Source organism: Streptomyces sp. AN091965 (genome assembly GCF_022698285.1).
In the GTDB taxonomy this organism is placed as follows: Bacteria; Actinomycetota; Actinomycetes; order Streptomycetales; family Streptomycetaceae; genus Streptomyces.
In genome coordinates, this window is the sequence record NZ_JALDMY010000001.1 from 6,543,611 (window position 1) to 6,561,899 (window position 18,289).

Sequence of the window (18,289 nt, forward strand, 5' to 3'; positions counted from 1 at the left end):
GGGGGGGCGCGGGGCTCCGCACCGGGGGTCAGTCGTCCAGGGGGCCGGGGGTGACCTCGGCGGAGCCGAGGTCCACGAGCCAGTGGGTCTCGGCGCCCTTGGCGGAGACCGTCTCGACCTCCCAGGCACCCTTGCCGCCGGCCTCGTCCTCAAGGTCGACCGACGTCACCGTGCCCTTGGCGGCGGCGGCCTTCGCCGCGTCGGCCGCGGAGACCGAGGAGCCCTTCAGGGCGGCGCGCGCCTCGGACCCGTCCTCGGCGTCGTTCTCGGTGTGGGAGCCGAGCACGTCACCCGTACCGGGGTCGACGTGCACGCTGTGCCAGGTGGAGCCGTCCTTGCCGAGGACGTCGACGTCCCAGACCAGGCCGCCGTCGTCGGAGTCCAGGTCGGCGGAGACGGCGGTGCCGCTCGCGGACTTGAGCGCGGCGGCGATCGCGTCGGCGGCGCTCACCTTGGCGGCCTTGGCCTCGGCGGCGTCGCGAGCGTCCTCGCCCCGGTCGTCCCTGTCGCCCCGGTCGTCCCTGTCGTCCGCGTCGTCGTCGTAACGGTCGTCGCCCCGGAGCTCCGTGCCCCGCACCCCGCCGTCGTCCTTCAGCTGGACGCTCGACTTCTGCGCCGACGAGGCCGAGGAGCTCTCGCCGTCGCCGCTGAGCGCGAAGGTCGTGGCCGTCCCGCCGCCGATGAGTGCGGCGGCCGCGACGGTGGCGATGACGATGTTGCGCTTCATGAGGGTTTCCTCCCGAGTGGCTGGCCCCGTCGTACCGGGGCCGTCCGTTCCGATGGGAAACACGCTGCCTGAACGTTCCTGAAGCCCTCCTGAAGACACCTGAAGATTTCTTCAGCCGGGCTCCGGCATCCTGAGGGCATGCGTCTGTTGATCGTCGAGGACGAGAAGCGTCTGGCCCTGTCCCTGGCCAAGGGCCTGACCGCCGAGGGCTACGCCGTCGACGTCGTCCACGACGGCGTCGACGGTCTGCACCGCGCCACGGAAGGCCCGTACGACCTGGTCATCCTGGACATCATGCTGCCGGGCATGAACGGCTACCGGGTCTGCTCCACCCTGCGGGCCGCGGGCAACGACGTACCGATCCTGATGCTGACCGCCAAGGACGGCGAGTACGACGAGGCCGAGGGCCTGGACACGGGCGCCGATGACTACCTCACCAAGCCCTTCAGCTACGTCGTCCTGGTCGCCCGCGTGAAGGCGCTGCTGCGCCGCCGCGCCGCGGCCCCGTCGCCGGTGCACCGGATCGGCGAGCTGCGGATCGACACGGCCGCGCGCCGCGTCGTCCGCGAGGGGGAGGCCGGGAGCACCGAGGTCGCCCTGACGGCGAAGGAGTTCGCCGTCCTGGAGCAGCTGGTGCTGCGCGCGGGCCAGGTGGTGTCCAAGGCGGAGATCCTGGAGCACGTCTGGGACTTCGCGTACGAGGGCGATCCGAACATCGTCGAGGTGTACGTGAGCACGCTGCGCCGCAAACTGGGCGCACCGCTGATCAAGACGGTCCGCGGCGCCGGCTACCGCCTGGAGGCCCCGCGATGAGCCGCCGCTTCCGCCCCTTCGCCTCGGTGCGTGCCCGCGCGACCGCGGGGGCGACGGTCGTCGTGGCCCTGGCCCTGGTCGTCGCGGGCGCCGCCGTGCTGCTCGCGCTCCGGTCCAGCCTCGTCGACCAGACCGACGCGCAGGCCGAGTCCGCCGCCCGGAAGGTGGCGTCCGAGCTGGCCACGGGCCTGTCGTACGACAAGCTCGACCTGTCCGACGACGACAATCCCGTACGGGTCCTGAACGAGGACGGCCGGGTCGTCGCGCACACCGAGGAGCTGGAGCGGCTGTCCGGCGAGCGCGTCAGGGACGTGCGCCCCGAGCCGAAGACCCCGTCCACCGCGCCCGGCTCCGGGGACTCCGACGACCCGGACGACCCGGACGACTCGGATGACCTGGACGACGCCGCGGAGGACAAGGAAGACGCCGCCGAGGACGCCGCCGAGAGGGCGAACGGCGCTGAGGACTCCGACGACGGCTCGGACGACGGTTCCGACGACGACTCCCTCAAGCCCGGTGAGATCGACGACGAGACCCGCATCACCGAGCGCTCCGCGACCGTCGACGGCGAGACGACGGAGTACCGTTTCGCCGCCGTCCGCGTGAACACGGAGTCGAAGGGTGAGCTGACCGTCGACGCGGGTGCCCCGTTGACCACCGAACGGAACGCCGTCACCACCGCGCTGACCGCGATGCTGATCGGCTTCCCCGTGCTCCTGGCCGTGATCGCGGCGGTGACCTGGCTGGTCACCCGCCGCGCCCTGCGGCCCGTCGACGCGATCCGCGGGGAGATGGCCGCCATCACCGCGTCCGAGGACCTGGCGCGGCGGGTGCCCGAGCCGGACACGCACGACGAGATCGCGCGCCTGGCCCGCACCACCAACGAGACGCTCGCCGCCCTCCAGGCCTCCGTGGAGCGGCAGCGCCGCTTCGTCGCCGACGCCTCGCACGAGCTGCGCAGCCCCATCGCCTCGCTGCGCACCCAGCTCGAAGTGGGCGCCGCTCACCCGGAGTTGCTGGACGTGGCGGGCGCCGTCGAGGACACCGTGCGGCTCCAGGAGCTGGCCGCCGACCTGCTGCTGCTCGCCCGGCTGGACGCCGGGGAGAAGCCGGGGCAGGGCCGGGTGGAGCTCGCGGCCCTGGCCCGGGAGGAGTTGTCGCAGCGCCCGGCGGACCGCGTCCCGGTCACGACGGCGCTGGAGAGCGTCGAAGTGGCCGGATCCCGTGGGCAGTTGTCCCGCGTCCTCGGCAATCTGGTGACCAACGCCCAGCGGCACGCCACGGCGCGGATCACGGTCACCACCCGGACCGAAGGGGCCTGGGCGGTCCTGGAGGTGGCCGACGACGGGAACGGGGTGCCGGCGGCGGAGCGCGAGCGGATCTTCGAGCGGTTCGTGCGTCTGGATGACGCGCGCAGCCGGGACGAGGGCGGTGCGGGCCTCGGTCTCGCCATCGCCCGCGACGTGGCCGCGCGGCACGGCGGCACCCTCACGGTCGACGAGGCCCCTGGAGGCGGCGCCCGGTTCGTCCTGCGCCTGCCGCAAGTGCGCCCAGAAGGGGCGCGGGGAACTGCGCGCTCAGCCGAAGACCACCGGCACTGAGCGACACACGAGCCGAGCCCCCTTGGATCCGCCCAAACGCAGCGGCAGCGTCACGGCTTGCCGCGCAGACCGCGCAGGTGCTCCGCGATCGGTGTCAGGGCCTTGTGCAGATCGCCCAGGGCCTCCGGCGAGATGAGGTCGACGAAGTGCTGGCGCACGGACGACACGTGGTGCGGTGCGACGCGCTTCATCGTCTCCATGCCCTCGTCGGTGAGCACGGTGAACAGGCCGCGTCGGTCGGACTCGCAGTTCTCGCGCCGGACCAGGCCCGCGTTCTCCATGCGTGTGATCTGGTGCGACAGGCGGCTCTTGGACTGCAGGGTGGCGGTCGCGAGGTCGCTCATGCGCATGCGCAGGTCTTCGGACTCGGAGAGATGTACGAGGATGTCGTAGTCGTTCATGGTCAGGTTGAACGGCTGGAGATCCTTCTCCAGCTGGTACGTCAGCATCCTGTTGACCTCCACGTGGGTGCGCCAGGCGCACTGTTCCTCGTTGGTCAGCCACTGCGGGGCCGTCTCGGTCTCCATGGAATCGATTCTACCTAAGAAGTTGAATGATGAACGAGTGAAGGGGTGTGACACGGCTCGCACCCCCCGGTAGGCCGAGGGGCACAGGCGTTCGCCGTCACACTCCGCAGACTACCGCTCACAGGCCGAAGCGACGCTGGAGGCTGCCTAGTTGTCCGGGAAGGCGCGGTCCGAGCGGCTGCTGTCCACGTTGGCCATGTTGGCCGCCCTGGCCGGAGGAGCCGTGTCCGCCCGAGCCGCCGCCGGTGCCCGCCGCACCCGGCACCCCGGCCTGCTGCGGGAGCGCGCCGGTGTCGACGCCGTCCATCAGGGACTCCGAGGACTGGAGCAGGACCGTGCCCGCGCCCACGAACTCGAACTGGTGCTCCTCGCCCGATGTGCCGCCGATGCCGGTCAGTGCGCGCAGGCCGCCGAGCACCCCCGTCATGTACCCGTGGTCGTAGTGGTGGCAGGGGGACGGGCAGTCCGCCCAGCCGACGAGGGCCTGCGGATCCACGCGGATCGGCGGCTCCATGAACACCACGGGACCGCTGGAGACCGCCACGAACTTGCCCGTGCCGATCAGGGTCAGAAAGCCCGGGACGATGGACTGCTTCAGCGAGAGACTTGGCTGAAAAGCGAGGAGGTTCCCCGCGCGGATCGTCAGGTTGCCGTCCTCGAGGTCGTACGAGTTCGCGTCGAAGGCGCGGTCGGCGAGCAGCATCTTGCCCTCGCCCTCGGCCACCACCCAGTCGCTCGCGTGCAGCGGGGAGTGGAAGGACGTGCGCAGGAGGCGGTCGAGGCGGCCGTGGCCGATGCCGTTGAAATCGATGCGCCCGTAGTAGGCGATCATCTTGCCCTTCTGCAGGAACCACTGGCTGCCGCGCAGTTCCACACAGAAGGTGTACGCGTTGACGTTGTCATCGCTCGGTAGCGTCGCCGGGTCGAAGATCACGGGCGTGCTCACAGCTTCTCCTCCGAACCTTGGACGTACACCACGCCGTTGCCGCTGAGCTCCAGCTGGAACGCCTCGCCGGAGCCGCGGCCCACCATGTCGCGCCAACTGAGGGCCGTGGACAGCTTGTTGCGTACGTCACCGTGGTGCGCCACATAGGACTGCGGGTCCACGTGGACCGGGCGCTGGGGGGTGATGGGCAGCTCGACGACGCCGCCGTGGGCCATCACGGCGACTGCCCCCTGGCCCTTGAGGGACGTGGTGAACAGGCCCTGGCCCGAGATCTGGCCGCGCACCATGCCCATCACGCCGCCCTGCGAGCCGAGGAAGACGGTGCCCTGCTGGAGGGTGCCGTCGAAGGCGAGCAGGCGGTCCGACTCCACGTACAGCGTGTCGCCGGTCAGGGTGATCACGTGGACGTGGTGGCCGCCGTGCCCGAACATGACGGTGCCGCTGCCCTCGACGGTCATCAGCGGGACGTCCTCGTCGGCGAGGCGGCGCCCGATCATGGACATCAGGCCGCCCTGGCCGCCGGTGAGGTTCGGGGTGAAGGAGACGTCTCCCTTGTAGGCGAGCATCGCGCCGCGCTGGCTGAACAGCTTCACGCCCGGCTGCACGGTCGCCTCGACCATCTTCGGAGTGACTTCACGGAACGGCATGTCACACGTCTCCCGCGATCGTTTCGCGCTCGCTGGGCTGGACGTACACCAGGCCCTCGCCCTCGAAGCGGATTTGGAAGGCCTCGCCGCCGCCCTCGCCGAACAGATGGCGGAAGGTGACGCCGGACTGGAAGCTCTGCTTGAGATTGCCCTGGTGCGCCACATAGGCGCCCGGGTCGACATGGAGCGGGTACTGCTTCGTCACGCGCAGGACGACCGCCGGGCCGTCCGAGATGATCGCCGCCTGGCCGGTGCCCTCCACGGTCGTCGTGAAGACTCCGTTCCCCTGGCTGGCGCCGCGCAGGCCCGTGAACGTGGTGCCGGTGCGCAGGCCCGCGTCCGTGCACAGCAGATTGCTGGCCTCCACGTACAGCTTCTCGCCCTGGAGGGCGACCAGGCTGATCTCCGCCGCGCGGTCGGCGAACCAGCACGTGCCGTGGCCCTTCACCTCCATCACCGTCATCTGCTCGTTGGTCAGACGACGGGTGACCATGCCTCGGATGCCTTCGCCGCCCCCCGTCAGTTTCTTGAAGTTCATCGTGCCGTCATAGGCGACCATCGAACCGTTCTTCGCCTTGACCGAGTCGCCTGTCATGTCGACGGCGAGCACTCTGCTGCCCTGCACTCGGAACGTAGCCACGACAGCGAAGGTATCCGCAGCGCGGTGGGCGGCGACAGGGCTTCCGACCCTGAACGCACCCGGGTAGATCCCTGATGCCACAATGGGGGGCGCTTGTGCATCCGTTCACAAGATCGACGTCGACCCCCGCCCCCGAAGGTGACTCGTGGACATCAACACCGCTTCCGCACTCCGCCGCCTCCGTCTGATCTCCATTCCGGAGGCCGTGTCCTTCCTCCTCCTGATCGTCTGCTCGGTGCTCAAGCGGACCACGGACTTCAATGCCGTGCCGGCGATGGGCATGATCCACGGCGTGCTCTTCCTGCTCTACGTGCTGTTCTGGGCCGACGCCTGGAACCGCACCAAGTGGAGCCTGAAGACGGCCGCCCTGTACTTCGTCCTCTCCGTCCTGCCGACGGGAGGCTTCTTCGCCGACCGCAAGCTCAAGCGTGAGGCCGAGGCCGCGGTCATCGCCTCGCGCGCCCGCCGCGAGGGGGTCGTGAACGCGTGATCGTCGCCTTCTCCGTGACGCCGCTCGGCGTCGGCGAGGACGTGGGGGAGTACGTCGCCGACGCCGTCCGCGTGGTGCGCGAGTCGGGTCTGCCGAACCGCACCGACGCGATGTTCACCTCCGTCGAGGGGGAGTGGGACGAGGTGATGGACGTGGTCAAGCGCGCCGTCGCCGCGGTCGAGGCCCGCGCCCCCCGCGTCTCCCTCGTCCTCAAGGCCGACGTCCGCCCCGGTGTGACCGACGGCCTGACCTCCAAGGTCGAGACCGTGGAGCGGCACCTCTCCCAGGGCTGACCGCCAGGGCTCACGCCACGCTTCCGAAAGGCCCCCGCCGAGCACCGGCGGGGGCCTTTCGCTGTCTCACCCGCCATCCCGGAGGAGTTGAGCGACCGCTCAAATGCCTGCTACGTTGCGACAGCCGTAGTTGAGCGACTGCTCAAAGCGGTCGCTCAAACCGTGCTGACGTGGGGGTTTCCAGTGAGCCTGTACATCGAAGCGTTGATCCGCGCCGACATCGACGACCTGTGGGCGCACACCCAGGAGCCCGCCGCGCACCAGCGGTGGGACCTCCGGTTCACGGAGATCGACTACCTGCCCGCCAGGGAGGGCGAACCACAGCACTTCCGGTACGCCACGCGCGTGCTGCCCTTCCTCACCGTCGCCGGGACCGGCGTCAGCGCGGGCGAGAAGCGCAGGCCCGACGGCACCCGGACCTCGGCACTCCGGTTCGCCTCGCCGCATCCGCTCTCACTGCTCGCCGAGGGCAGCGGCTACTGGCGCTACGTGCCCACCGCCGACGGCGTCCGCTTCCTCACGGGCTACGACTACCGGCCGCGCTGGGGCCGCCCCGGCGCGCTCGCCGACCGGCTGCTCTTCCGCCCGCTCATGGGCTGGGCCACGGCGTGGTCGTTCGACCGGCTCCGGCTCTGGCTGGAGCGCGGCATCACCCCGGAGCGCGCCCTCGCGCACGCGGCCGCCGACACCGGGGCGCGCGGCCTGGCCGTGGCCGTGGCGGGGCTGTACGGCGGGCCGGTGGCCGCGCTCGGCGCCGCCCTGGTGGCGCTCCTGGTGCCGCCGCTGCCCGGCACGCCCGCCGCGCGGCGCTGTCTGCGCAGGCCCCCGCGGCGCACCCGGGCGCCCCGCGTCCTCGGCCGCCTGTCCGCCGCCGCGCCCCTCGACCCGCAGGAGAAGCCCGCATGACCTCGATCTTCCGTACCGTCCTCGGCGCCGGCTTCGAGCGGCTGCACCCCCAGCTCCAGCGGCGGTTCTCCGTCGGGCTCGACAGCGGCGAGGCCTGCGTCGGCTACGGCGTGATGGACCGGATCTGGCACGGCCGCGGCTTCGTGAAGCCGTTCCTCGCGGTCGGCGCGACCCGGCACATCCTCGTCCCGCGCACCGGCAGGAACGTCCCGTTCACCATCGAGAACGTGCCGTACGCCGACACCTTCGGCCGTGAGACGGTGAGCTTCGTGCGCACCTTCCACTTCCCCGGGCGGGCCCGGCGCTTCGACGCCCAGATGGTCCTCGCCCCCGAGGGCGACCGCGTGCTCGACTACCTCGGCACGCACCAGCACCTCGCCAGCGACCTGCACCTCACGGCCGAGCCGGACGGCTCGCTCGTCATCCGCTCCGGAGAGCACCGGTTCCGGGAGGGGCCGGTGGACGTCCGCGTGCCGGACCTCGTCGGCGGCGACGCCGAGGTGCGCGAGTCGTACGACGACGCCGCCGGGTGCTTCCGCATCCGGGTCCGGGTCGCCAACCGGTACGTGGGGCCGCTGTTCGGGTACGAGGGCCGGTTCCGGGCCGCGTACCGGGACGTGCGGGAGTGCGGTGTGCGGCCCGGCCTGCGGCCCGTGCGCGAGGAGGTGCGCGCGTGAGCGCGGAGACCCGCGAGAAGCTGCTCGAAGGGGCGCTGCGCACGCTCACCGAGCAGGGCATCGCCAAGACGTCCGCGCGCAGCGTGGCGGCTGCCGCCGGGGTGAACCAGGCGCTCGTCTTCTACCACTTCGGGTCCGTCGACGAGCTGCTCTCGGAAGCCTGCCGGTACGGCACGGAGCAGCGGGTCGCCCGCTACCGGGACGCTCTCGCCGCGATCTCCACGCTCGGGGAGCTCCTGGAGTTCGGGCGGCGGATGCACGAGGAGGAGCGGGCCGCGGGGTCCGTGGCCGTGCTCGGGCAGCTGCTCGCCGGGGCGCAGACCCAGCCGCGGCTCGCGGCGGCGACGGCGGCGGGGCTCTCGCTCTGGGTCGCGGAGGTCGAGAAGGTCCTCGTGCGGGTGCTCGGGGCCTCGCCGCTCGGCGGGTTCGTGGACGCGGTGGGGCTCGCGCGGGCGGTGGCGGCGTCGTTCGTGGGGATCGAGCTGTACGAAGGGGTGGACGCGGAGGGGGCGGGGCGGGCGCTTGACGCCCTGGAGGACCTTGGTGCCTTGGTCGCGGCCCTCGATGACCTGGGGCCTGTGGCCCAGCGGGCCGTGCGGCATCGCCTGCGGCGGGCTGCGCGCTGACGTGGGGCCTCGTTGACGGTTGCTCGGCGCCTGTGTGCTGTGCCCACCCTTCCCCAAGCTCTCGGCTTCGCTCGAGCAGGGGATGCCCCACTCGCCCTGCGGGACGATTGCCCACAGCGGGTGGGGCTCGGCGCCCACAGCGGGTGGGGCTCCGTGCCCACAGTGGGAAAGGGCCGGAGGGCAGGAAACACCACCCGGGCAGCCGCGCCCGGTTCGACACGCCGCCGAAAGTCCCTTTTTGTTTGGTTATCGGCTCATTTGATGACCAGAGGAGGGCGCTGTGCGGCCGGAGGGCTACGACTACGACACCCACAGCCGGCTGGCCGGACCGCTCACGCAGCCCGAGGAGGGCCGCCACGGCTACCGGGTCCAGTACAGGTCGCTCCTCGCCGGCGAGCCCCGCCGAATACGCGCCGTCCTGCTGATGACGCTCGCCCCGCTGCTCACCGGCGTGCTGCTGGTGTACCTCGTCTGGCCCACGCACTGGACCGAGCGCGAGGGCGGCGACCGCTGGCTGGTCGGCCTCGATGTGACGATGCTCGTCGCGATCGGGCTCATCGAGCTGTTCATGCTGGTCAACGTCGTGTCGATCGCACACGCGACGATGGTGGCCCGCGACCCCGTGCCGGTCGTGCCCGAGCCGGGCACCCGCGTCGCGTTCCTGACGACGTACGTGCCGGGCAAGGAGCCGCTGCCCATGGTCCGCGCCACGCTGGAGGGCGCCGTGCGGATACACCACACGGGACCGCTCGACGTGTGGCTGCTCGACGAGGGCGACGACGACGAGGCGAAGGCCCTGTGCGCGGAGCTCGGCGTGCGGCACTTCACCCGCAGCGGCGTCCCGGAGTGGAACCGCAAGAAGGGCCCGCACAAGACCCGCACCAAGCACGGGAACTACAACGCCTGGCTCGCGATGCACGGCGACGCCTACGACTTCTTCGCCTCCGTCGACACCGACCACGTCCCGCTGCCGAACTTCCTGGAGCGGATGATGGGCTTCTTCCGGGACCCGGACGTCGCGTTCGTCGTCGGCCCGCAGGTGTACGGCAACTACGTCTCGCCCGTCACCAAGGCCGCCGAGTCGCAGCAGTTCCTGTTCCACGCGCTGATCCAGCGGGCCGGGAACCGCTACCGGGCGCCCATGTTCGTCGGCACCAACAACGTGGTGCGGATCGCCGCCCTGCGGCAGGTCGGCGGCCTCTACGACTCCATCACCGAGGACATGGCCACCGGCTTCGAGCTGCACCGGCACCGCAACCCCGAGACCCGGCGGCACTGGCGGTCCGTGTACACCCCGGACGTGCTCGCCGTCGGCGAGGGCCCGGCGTCCTGGACGGACTTCTTCACCCAGCAGATGCGCTGGTCGCGCGGCACCTACGAGACGCTGTTCAAGCAGTACTGGAAGGCGCCGTTCACGATGCCGCCCGGGCGGCTGTTCTCGTACACCCTGATGCTCGTCTACTACCCGATGACGGCCGTCAACTGGCTCCTGGGCATCCTCAGTTGCGTCCTGTTCCTGTGGTTCGGGGCCTCGGGCACGCAGGTCGCCGCGTCCGTGTGGCTCATGCTCTACAGCGACGCCGCGGCCCTCCAGATCGGCCTCTACCTCTGGAACCGGCGGCACAACGTCTCGCCGCACGAACCCGCGGGCTCGGGCGGCCTCGCGGGCATGGCCATGTCCGCGCTCTCCGCACCCATCTACGCCAAGTCGCTCGGCGCCGCGCTGCTGCGCCGCCCGAGCCGCTTCGTCGTCACGCCCAAGGGCTGCGGCGCCACGTCCGACCGGCTGCTGACCTTCCGCATCCATCTGTTCTGGGCCGCGGTGCTCGCCAGTTCGCTCGTCGCCTCGTTCGTCCTCGGCCACACCCATGTGGCGATGCGCACCTGGGCCGTGCTCGCCATGGCCATCTCGCTCGCGCCGGTGACGGTGTGGGGCGTCACCGCGGTCAGGGAGCGCCGGGCCCGCAAGGCGGCGCGGCAGCGGCTCGCGGAGCGCGGCACCGACGGCGAGCCGGAGCCCGCCTTCGCCACCGGCACGACCACTGGAGGTAACTGACGCCATGGCCCTGCGCCTCACGAAGCTCTCCCAGCGTTCCAAGAAGATCGCGTTCGGCGCCGGCGCGGGCGCGCTGCTCATCGGCCTCAACGCCCCCGCCGCGGTCTCCTTCGCCGAGGAGAAGTACCACGCGTACAAGATCTCCCGGCCCGGCTACAAGAAGAAGTACGGGTCGTGGCAGCAGATCGGCATTCCCGAGGAGTTCCGTACGAACGCCATTCACGCGGCGCTCCTGCACACCGGCAAGGTGCTGATCGTCGCGGGCTCCGGAAACGAGCAGAAGAAATTCGACGCCGGGTCCTTCGACACAATCCTGTGGGACCCGAAGAAGAACACCTTCAAGAAGGTGCCGACCCCGGTGGACTTCTTCTGCGCCGGGCACGCCCAGCTGCCCGACGGACGGCTGCTCGTCGCCGGAGGCACCGCCCGGTACGAACTGCTCGACGGCGAGGTGGAGCGCGCGGGCGGCGGCATGCGCGTGAAGAACGAGAACCCGGACAAGGCGGTCGTCCTGAAGAAGGGCACCAGGTTCCGCTCGCCGTCGGGGGTCGAGTACGTCAGCAAGTTCGACGTCGAAGTCCCCAAGGCCAAGCGCGACTTCCAGATCACGTACTCCAAGTCCGGGGTGATGCAGCCCTGGAAGACGAAGGTCACCGCGAGCGAGGCCCGGGTCTTCGTGGAGGCCGCGCAGGACGGCAAGGAGGCGGTCACCGAGAAGGCCGCGCAGTACGAGATCGAGGGCCTCACCGGCAAGGAGGCCGACAACACGTACGGCATCGCCGAGAAGCTCACCATGGACAAGCAGGACTTCCAGGGCATCAAGGCGGCGTACGAGTTCGACCCGGTGGCCGAGCGGTACGTGGCCGTGGAGCCGATGGACAAGGCGCGCTGGTACCCGACGCTCGTGGGCCTCGACGACGGCCGGGTCCTCGCGGTGTCCGGGCTCGACGACGTGGGCGTCATCGACCCCGGTGACAACGAGATCTACGACCCGAAGACCAAGAAGTGGACCGACGGGCCCAAGCGTTACTTCCCGAGCTATCCGGCGCTGTTCCTCACCAAGGGCGGCAAGCTCTTCTACCCCGCGTCCAACGCCGGGTACGGGCCCGCGACCAAGGGGCGCAAGCCGGGCCTGTGGGACCTGGAGACCAACACCTTCACCAAGGTGCCGGGGCTCACCGACCTCGACCAGACCGAGACGTCCGCGTCCGTGCTGCTTCCGCCCGCCCAGGACCAGAAGGTGATGATCCTCGGCGGGGGCGGCGTCGGCGAGTCGGACAAGGCCACGCGCCGCACGGCCGTGATCGACCTGAAGGAGGACAGCCCCTCCTTCAGGACCGGGCCGCGGCTGCCGCAGGGCACCCGCTATCTGAACAGCGTGATCATGCCGGACGACTCCGTGTTCACCACCAACGGCTCGTCCGACTACCGCGGCCGCAGCGGCAGCAACATCCTCAAGGCGCAGTTCTACGACCCCAAGGCCGACGCCGGGCGCGGCGCCTTCCGCACCGCGGCCGAGCCCACGGTGGGCCGCAACTACCACTCCGAGGCGCTGCTGCTCCCCGACGGGCGCGTGGCCACCTTCGGCTCCGACCCGCTCTTCGACAACGAACAGAACACCAAGCTGGGCCACTTCGAGCAGCGCATGGAGATCTTCACCCCGCCCACGCTGCACAAGGCGGGCAAGGACCGCCCCGTCCTCGGCGAGGGCCCCGAGACCTTGCCCGCGGACGGCCGGGCCACCTTCCGCACGCCGCACCCCGAGAAGCTCGCCTCGGCCCGGCTCATGCGTCCGAGCGCGGTCACGCACACCACGGACGTCGAGCAGCGCTCCATCGCGCTCGGCCTGACGAAGGGCAAGGGCTCGGTGACGGTGGAGGTGCCGCGCGGTGACGCGGCGCTCGTGCCGCCCGGCTGGTACATGCTGTTCGTGACGGACGCGGACGGGGCCTCGTCCGAGGCCAAGTGGGTGCACGTCAAGTAACGCCCGTCCCGGGGCGGTTCACGCGGGGACGAAGGCCCCGTGCCGCAGGACGGGGACCTGGGTGCTCGCGTTGAGCTCCGTGGCGACGGCCACGTCGTCGGCGAAGCCGTCGTCGGCCAGCTCCCGGCCCGAGGAGCTGGCCGCGACGGCCGCCCCGACGTCCACGGCCGAGGCGAACGCGGCCACGGCCGCGGCGGCCTCCGGCGAGAGGCCGGTGCCGCCGTGCTCGCGCAGGGCCGCGATCACGGCGCCCGCGCCGAGCAGGTCCTCGACGGCGGGCCGCAGGGTGCCGTCGGGCCACCGCTCGCCCGCCGCGATCACCCCGACGGGCCGCTCGGCGGTGCCGAGGCCCTGCCCGGCGAGCCAGCGCCCCACGGCGGAGCCGTTGCGCAGCGAACCGGCGGCCACGTCCGCGCCGCCCGCGGCGGCGGCGATCGCCGAACCGCCCGGGGACGGAAGCACCAGGCGCTCGGTGAACGGGGCGCGCCGCAGGGCCGCGGGGGACAGCGACCACGGCGTTGCCGCGGTGACCGCGCGCCGCCCGACCGCCAGCCTTGCGTCCAGCTGCCGGGCGAACGCCGTGGCGCTCTCGTCCCGCCACGCGTAGGGGAAGACCCGCGCCCCGGCCTCCACCGCGACCGACACCGACGTGGTGAAGGACAGCACGTCGACGACCACCAGGTAGGACACGGCCGGTGCCAGCTGCTTCGCCCCGGCCGGGCCCCACTCGAACCGAATGCCGTAGCCCGCTTGCGACAAGTCCTCGCGCATGTGCCCCGAGGCTGCCAGCCCCGGGGCGCTTTGGCCAGAGTGATCAGCGGGAGGGCTACGCCTTCGCGTTGCGGACGAGTCCGAGCGCGTAGTCGGGCCACCACTGCCCGGCCGCGGGGCCGCCCCGGCACGGGCCGTCGGAGTCGCCGGGCCGCTTGATCCACAGATAGGCGTCGAGCAGCGGGTCGCCGGTCCTGTCGGTGGGCGGGGTGCCGAGGCCGCGGCCCGGCGGGTTGCACCAGGCGTCCTGGCGGTCGCCCGCGAGCGGGCCCCGGCCGTTGCGGCTGGTGTCCATGACGAAGTGCTTGCCGCCGATCGCCCCGGACAGCGTGCGGCCGTAGGCCTTGGTGGTCTCGTCGCTCTGGAAGTTGGAGACGTTGAGCGAGACGCCGTCGGCCGCGTCGACGCCGGCCTGCCGCAGCGGCTGCGTCAGCTTGCGGGCGTCGGCGATCCAGCCGGGGTTGCCCGCGTCCAGGTAGACCTTGACGCGCGGCTGCCGCTTGAGCCGCTGGATCGCCTCGGAGAGCAGCTGGTAGCGCTCCTCGTGGTACTGGCCCGGCGTGCAGCCGTCCACGATGTGCGGGATCGCGTCCGGCTCCAGGATCACCAGGGCCGGGCTGTCCCCGATGGCGGCGGCGAAGGAGCCGAGCCACTGCCGGTAGTACCCGGCGTCGGGCGCGCCGCCCGCGGAGTGCTGCCCGCAGTCGCGGTGCGGGATGTTGTACGCCACGAGCACGGCCGTGCGCCCCTCCCGGGCGGCGCCCGCGGTGGCCTCGCGGATGTCCGGGGCCGGGTCGTCGCCCGCGGGCCACACCGCCATCGGCTGCTCGGCGATCCGCTTGAGCGCCTCGGCGTCCCGGGTGCGGCCCTCCTCCGCCCACGCGCGCACCTGCCGGGCGGCCGCGCTCTGCGGGTCCACCCAGAAGGAGTGCGACGCGGCCTTCGCGCCCGTGGGGGGCGCGGCCTCCTTCTTGCCGGAGCCGCCGGAGCCGCCGGAGTCGCCGGAGCCCGGCCCGGACGAGCACCCCGCCGCGAGCCCGAAGGCGGCGACGGCCGTGAGTGCCGTGAACGTACGGAGCAGCCGGTGCATCCAGCCCCCTAGGGCGACGGTGACGTGACGTACGGGTGGGTGCGCGGCAATCGTGGCATAGGGGATTAATCGGTCGGGGGTGCGACACCGCCGACGGCGCCGGGCGTCAGCCGCCCGTGGGACACGCGGCGCGTCAGCCGCCCAGGGCGAGCGCGATGCCGAGCGGCGTGCGCTCGTACAGGACCTGATGGCCGTACCGGCGCGACAGGAGCAGGCCCGCCCCGCGCAGCGCGGACAGGTGCGCGGACACCGACGACGGGGCGAGGCCGAGCCGGTGGGCGAGCGCGGAGGTGGTGGCGGGCTCGGCGAGCGCGGTGAGGACGGCGGCGCGGTTGCGGCCCAGGAGCCGGGCCAGGGGCTCGGGGGTGCGCTCCGCGGGGGCCGTCCACAGGCCCGCGATCCCGCGGGCCGGGTAGACCAGGGTCGGCTGCCACGGGGGGTCGTAGCCGCTGATCACGTCCGGCCAGCTGAACACGCTCGGCATGAGCACCAGGCCCCGCCCGTCCAGGTGCCGTGCGTGGCGGCCGCGCCACTGGGCCGTCAGCGTCCCCGCGTCCCAGGCGAGCCGCCGGTCGAGCTCGGGCAGGAGCGCTTCGAGGCCGACCTCGGCGAGCCGCCGCGAGTGGTACGTCACGTCGGCCTCCAGGAGCGCGCGCAGACGCGGCCAGTGCGGCTCGACCAGGGCGTGCCAGGCCGCCTCCAGGGCGTCCGCCAACTCCCGTACGGCACGCGCGGGTTCGGCGAGCAGACGGCGGCCGAGCGGGCTCCCGGCGGCGCCCGGCGTGTCCGCGAGCGCCCGGGCCATGTCGGCGCGCGCGGCCTCGGGGTCGGCCGCCCGCACCGCCGCGATCTCCTCGTCGAACGCGGCCGCGGGGCCGAGCGGCGGCGGTCCGAGGAAGTCCGGGCTGTGCCCGCGCGGGGGCATCAGGAGCCAGACGGCCGCCAGGTCGAGCCGCTCGGCCGCCGCGCGCGACTGCCGCAGCCAGCGTGAGTGGTAGCCGTGCCGCTCGGGCCGCTTGAGGGTGCGCACCGCCTCCTGGGTCTCCCACAGCGGCGACACGGCGAAGCGGCAGCGCAGCGGGTCGGCCTCGCCGAAGTGCAGCTGGAAGGGCATCCGGCCTCCTCGCCCGGCCCCCGGATTCGGCCGGAGCCGAAACTCTAGGGCGCGCTCTCGGGCCCGGCCAGGGTGAGCGCATGTCCCAGCAAGCCCCTGCGCCCGCCGACGCGGGCGGCTACCGGCGCGTCTTCGCCGTCCGCGAGTTCCGGGCCGTCTTCGCCGCCCACGCCCTGTCCCTGCTCGGCGTGGTCGTCAGTGAGATCGCGCTGACCGTCCTCGTCTACGACCTCACCGGATCGCCCCTGCTCAGCGCGCTCGCCTTCGCGCTCGGCATGCTGCCCTACCTGGTCGGCGGCGCGCTGCTGGCCGGGGTCGCCGACCGGTATCCGCCCCGGCGCGTCCTGGTCGGCTGCGACCTGCTGTGCGCGGGGTGCGCCGTGCTGATGGCGCTGCCCGCGACACCGGTGGCGGGCCTGCTCGCCCTGCGCTGCGCGATCGCCGCCGTCGCGCCCGTCTTCAACGGCACGCGGATGGCGACGCTCACCGACATCCTCGGCGACGGCGAGGTGTTCGTGCTCGGGCGCTCGCTGCTGCGGATGGTGTCGCAGAGCGCCGTGCTCGTCGGCTTCGGGCTCGGCGGCGTCCTGCTCGCCTTCGTCCCGTCGCGCGGAGCCCTGGCGATCACCGTCGGCACGTTCCTCGCCTCCGCGCTCCTGCTGCGCTGCGGGACGCGGCGGCGCCCCGCGCGCTCGGGGCCCGCGCACGGCGGCACCGCCCTAGTGACGTACTCCCTGGCCGGGGCCCGCCACGTCCTCGGCGACCGGCGCCTTCGCGCACTGGTGCTGCTGCTGTGGGCGCCGCCGATGTTCGCCGTCGCCCCGGAGGCGCTCGCCGCCCCCTACGCCGAGCAGATCGGCACCGGCTCCGCCGGGGTGGGCCTGCTGATGTGCGCGATGCCCGTCGGCACCATCGCGGGCGAGCTGTACGCGGGGGCCGCGCTCTCCGCCCGCGCCCGGGCCCGGATCACGCTGCCGCTCGCGGCCACCACGCTGCTGCCGCTGCTCGCCTACGGGGCCGCGCCCGGCCTCGGCCTGGCCGTGCCGGTGCTCGTGCTCGCCGGGGCGGGGGCGGCGTACACGCTCGGGCTCGACCGCTGGTTCGTGGACGCGGTGCCGCCCGGGCTGCGCGGCCGCGCCATGACCGTGCACACGGCCGGTCTGATGACGCTCCAGGGCGTCGGCATGGCGCTGGCGGGCCTGGCCGCCGAGTTCTTCGCGGTGAGCACGGTGGTCGCGGCCTTCGCCGCGCTCGGCACGGTCTGCTGCGCGGCCCTGGCGCGGGAGGTCCGCGTCACCGCGCCGCGTACGCCAGCGGCTCCCGCGCGCCCTCTGACCGGCGCACGCGCCCCGAAAAGCGAACGCGCTGCCGAATCGTGAGACTGGGGCTGACCGCCCTGGGCCCGGCGGCTAAGGTCGACGCTGTGCCGAAGCCGCTCAGTCTCCCCTTCGATCCGATCGCCCGCGCCGACGAACTCTGGAAGCAGCGCTGGGGGTCCGTGCCCGCCATGGGCGCGATCACCTCCATCATGCGCGCCCAGCAGATCCTGCTGGCCGAGGTCGACGCGGTCGTCAAGCCGTACGGACTGACCTTCGCGCGCTACGAGGCCCTGGTGCTGCTCTCCTTCTCCAAGGCGGGCGAGCTGCCGATGTCCAAGATCGGCGAGCGCCTCATGGTGCACCCCACCTCGGTCACCAACACCGTCGACCGCCTGGTCCGCTCCGGCCTGGTCGACAAGCGCCCGAACCCCAAGGACGGCCGCGGCACCCTCGCCTCCATCACCGACAAGGGCCGCGAGGTCGTCGACGAGGCCACCCGCGAGCTGATGGCCATGGACTTCGGCCTCGGCGTGTACGACGCCGAGGAGTGCGGCGAGATCTTCGCGATGCTGCGGCCGCTGCGGGTGGCCGCGCAGGACTTCGCGGACGAGTGAGCGGCGGGCCCGGCGCCCCGTAGGGCGCCCGAAGATCGCGTAAACCGGACGGTTACGCTCATAGCCATGAAACGAAGCGTGCTGACCCGCTACCGGGTGATGGCCTACGTCACCGCCGTCATGCTCCTCATCCTCTGCGCCTGCATGGTGGCGAAGTACGGCTTCGAGAAGGGCGAGGACCTGACGCTCGTCGTCTCGCAGGTCCACGGCGTCCTCTACATCATCTATCTGATCTTCGCCTTCGACCTGGGCTCCAAGGCGAAGTGGCCGTTCGGCAAGCTGCTGTGGATCCTGGTGTCCGGCACCATCCCGACGGCGGCGTTCTTCGTCGAGCGCAAGGTCGTGCGCGAGGTGGAGCCGCTGCTCACCGACGCGTCGCCCGTCATCGCCAAGGCGTAACCGCACCGCCACGGGGCGTCCCGTGGCGGTCAGCCATCGACATTTACTA

Annotated in this window: 20 protein-coding genes; 12 read left to right on the forward strand and 8 right to left on the reverse strand. The window is 72.3% G+C overall.

The features are described from left to right. Positions 1–28 precede the first annotated feature (28 nt). Complete coding sequence (locus MQV74_RS27985) at positions 29–727, reverse strand: PepSY domain-containing protein (RefSeq protein ID WP_242723215.1); 699 nt, start codon at positions 725–727, stop codon at positions 29–31. Between the two features lie 138 nt (positions 728–865). On the opposite strand from MQV74_RS27985, the gene MQV74_RS27990 reads away from it, so the two are divergent. Then, positions 866–1,540, forward strand: coding sequence for a response regulator transcription factor (locus MQV74_RS27990; protein ID WP_242723218.1), 675 nt, complete (start codon positions 866–868; stop codon positions 1,538–1,540). Further along, a complete protein-coding gene (locus tag MQV74_RS27995) occupies positions 1,537–3,141 on the forward strand; it encodes a sensor histidine kinase (RefSeq protein WP_242723220.1) in 1,605 nt (534 codons plus the stop codon). The genes MQV74_RS27990 and MQV74_RS27995 overlap by 4 nt, the downstream gene beginning before the upstream one ends. Positions 3,142–3,191: 50 nt before the next feature. On the opposite strand, the gene MQV74_RS28000 is transcribed toward MQV74_RS27995, so the two are convergent. The 4 genes from MQV74_RS28000 to MQV74_RS28015 all read right to left on the reverse strand — a co-directional run bounded on the left by MQV74_RS28000 (position 3,192) and on the right by MQV74_RS28015 (position 5,901). Next, positions 3,192–3,668, reverse strand: a complete 477-nt coding sequence (locus MQV74_RS28000) for a MarR family winged helix-turn-helix transcriptional regulator (RefSeq protein WP_138961861.1) — start codon at positions 3,666–3,668, stop codon at positions 3,192–3,194. A gap of 118 nt (positions 3,669–3,786) precedes the next feature. After that, positions 3,787–4,614 (reverse strand): AIM24 family protein, encoded by an 828-nt coding sequence (locus tag MQV74_RS28005; RefSeq protein ID WP_242723223.1) that lies wholly within the window; start codon positions 4,612–4,614, stop codon positions 3,787–3,789. Next, positions 4,611–5,261 (reverse strand): AIM24 family protein, encoded by a 651-nt coding sequence (locus MQV74_RS28010; RefSeq protein ID WP_242723226.1) that lies wholly within the window; start codon positions 5,259–5,261, stop codon positions 4,611–4,613. The genes MQV74_RS28005 and MQV74_RS28010 overlap by 4 nt, the downstream gene beginning before the upstream one ends. Position 5,262: 1 nt before the next feature. Further along, on the reverse strand, positions 5,263–5,901 hold the full coding sequence (locus tag MQV74_RS28015; RefSeq protein ID WP_242723229.1) for an AIM24 family protein: 639 nt from the start codon (positions 5,899–5,901) through the stop codon (positions 5,263–5,265). A gap of 145 nt (positions 5,902–6,046) precedes the next feature. Between MQV74_RS28015 and MQV74_RS28020 the strand changes: the two genes are divergently transcribed. The 7 genes from MQV74_RS28020 (at position 6,047) to MQV74_RS28050 (ending at position 12,933) form a co-directional block, all read left to right on the forward strand. Continuing rightward, positions 6,047–6,391: a DUF3817 domain-containing protein gene (locus MQV74_RS28020; protein WP_242723243.1), complete on the forward strand. Its 345-nt coding sequence runs from the start codon at positions 6,047–6,049 to the stop codon at positions 6,389–6,391. Beyond that, positions 6,388–6,684 (forward strand): MTH1187 family thiamine-binding protein, encoded by a 297-nt coding sequence (locus MQV74_RS28025; RefSeq protein WP_138961865.1) that lies wholly within the window; start codon positions 6,388–6,390, stop codon positions 6,682–6,684. Before MQV74_RS28020 ends, MQV74_RS28025 begins: the two co-directional genes overlap by 4 nt. A gap of 183 nt (positions 6,685–6,867) precedes the next feature. After that, positions 6,868–7,590 (forward strand): hypothetical protein, encoded by a 723-nt coding sequence (locus tag MQV74_RS28030; RefSeq protein ID WP_242723255.1) that lies wholly within the window; start codon positions 6,868–6,870, stop codon positions 7,588–7,590. Then, on the forward strand, positions 7,587–8,267 hold the full coding sequence (locus MQV74_RS28035; RefSeq protein ID WP_242723258.1) for a DUF4166 domain-containing protein: 681 nt from the start codon (positions 7,587–7,589) through the stop codon (positions 8,265–8,267). The genes MQV74_RS28030 and MQV74_RS28035 overlap by 4 nt, the downstream gene beginning before the upstream one ends. Continuing rightward, complete coding sequence (locus MQV74_RS28040; protein ID WP_242723274.1) at positions 8,264–8,893, forward strand: TetR/AcrR family transcriptional regulator; 630 nt, start codon at positions 8,264–8,266, stop codon at positions 8,891–8,893. Before MQV74_RS28035 ends, MQV74_RS28040 begins: the two co-directional genes overlap by 4 nt. 280 nt (positions 8,894–9,173) lie before the next feature. Next, entirely contained in the window at positions 9,174–10,949 is a 1,776-nt protein-coding gene (locus tag MQV74_RS28045) for a glycosyltransferase family 2 protein (RefSeq protein WP_242723277.1), read from the forward strand. 4 nt (positions 10,950–10,953) lie between these two features. Then, a complete protein-coding gene (locus MQV74_RS28050) occupies positions 10,954–12,933 on the forward strand; it encodes a kelch motif-containing protein (protein ID WP_242723304.1) in 1,980 nt (659 codons plus the stop codon). 18 nt (positions 12,934–12,951) lie between these two features. Here the strand turns inward: MQV74_RS28050 and MQV74_RS28055 are convergent, their stop codons facing one another. From MQV74_RS28055 to MQV74_RS28065, 3 genes are all read right to left on the reverse strand, one after another. Continuing rightward, on the reverse strand, positions 12,952–13,704 hold the full coding sequence (locus tag MQV74_RS28055; protein WP_242723316.1) for a 2-phosphosulfolactate phosphatase: 753 nt from the start codon (positions 13,702–13,704) through the stop codon (positions 12,952–12,954). Between the two features lie 55 nt (positions 13,705–13,759). Next, entirely contained in the window at positions 13,760–14,794 is a 1,035-nt protein-coding gene (locus MQV74_RS28060) for a glycoside hydrolase family 6 protein (RefSeq protein WP_242723328.1), read from the reverse strand. Positions 14,795–14,927: 133 nt separating this feature from the next. Beyond that, positions 14,928–15,908 carry an ArsR/SmtB family transcription factor gene (locus tag MQV74_RS28065; RefSeq protein ID WP_242723352.1) on the reverse strand — a complete coding sequence of 327 codons (981 nt, stop codon included), beginning with the start codon at positions 15,906–15,908 and terminating at the stop codon, positions 14,928–14,930. Positions 15,909–15,988: 80 nt separating this feature from the next. Here MQV74_RS28065 and MQV74_RS28070 point away from each other — a divergent pair, with 80 nt between their 5' ends. The 3 genes from MQV74_RS28070 (at position 15,989) to MQV74_RS28080 (ending at position 18,240) form a co-directional block, all read left to right on the forward strand. Further along, a complete protein-coding gene (locus MQV74_RS28070; protein WP_242723355.1) occupies positions 15,989–17,287 on the forward strand; it encodes an MFS transporter in 1,299 nt (432 codons plus the stop codon). A 44-nt stretch (positions 17,288–17,331) separates the two neighbouring features. Continuing rightward, positions 17,332–17,841, forward strand: coding sequence for a MarR family winged helix-turn-helix transcriptional regulator (locus MQV74_RS28075; RefSeq protein WP_138961873.1), 510 nt, complete (start codon positions 17,332–17,334; stop codon positions 17,839–17,841). Between the two features lie 66 nt (positions 17,842–17,907). Next, positions 17,908–18,240, forward strand: coding sequence for a DUF3817 domain-containing protein (locus MQV74_RS28080; protein WP_171075864.1), 333 nt, complete (start codon positions 17,908–17,910; stop codon positions 18,238–18,240). Positions 18,241–18,289 lie beyond the last annotated feature (49 nt).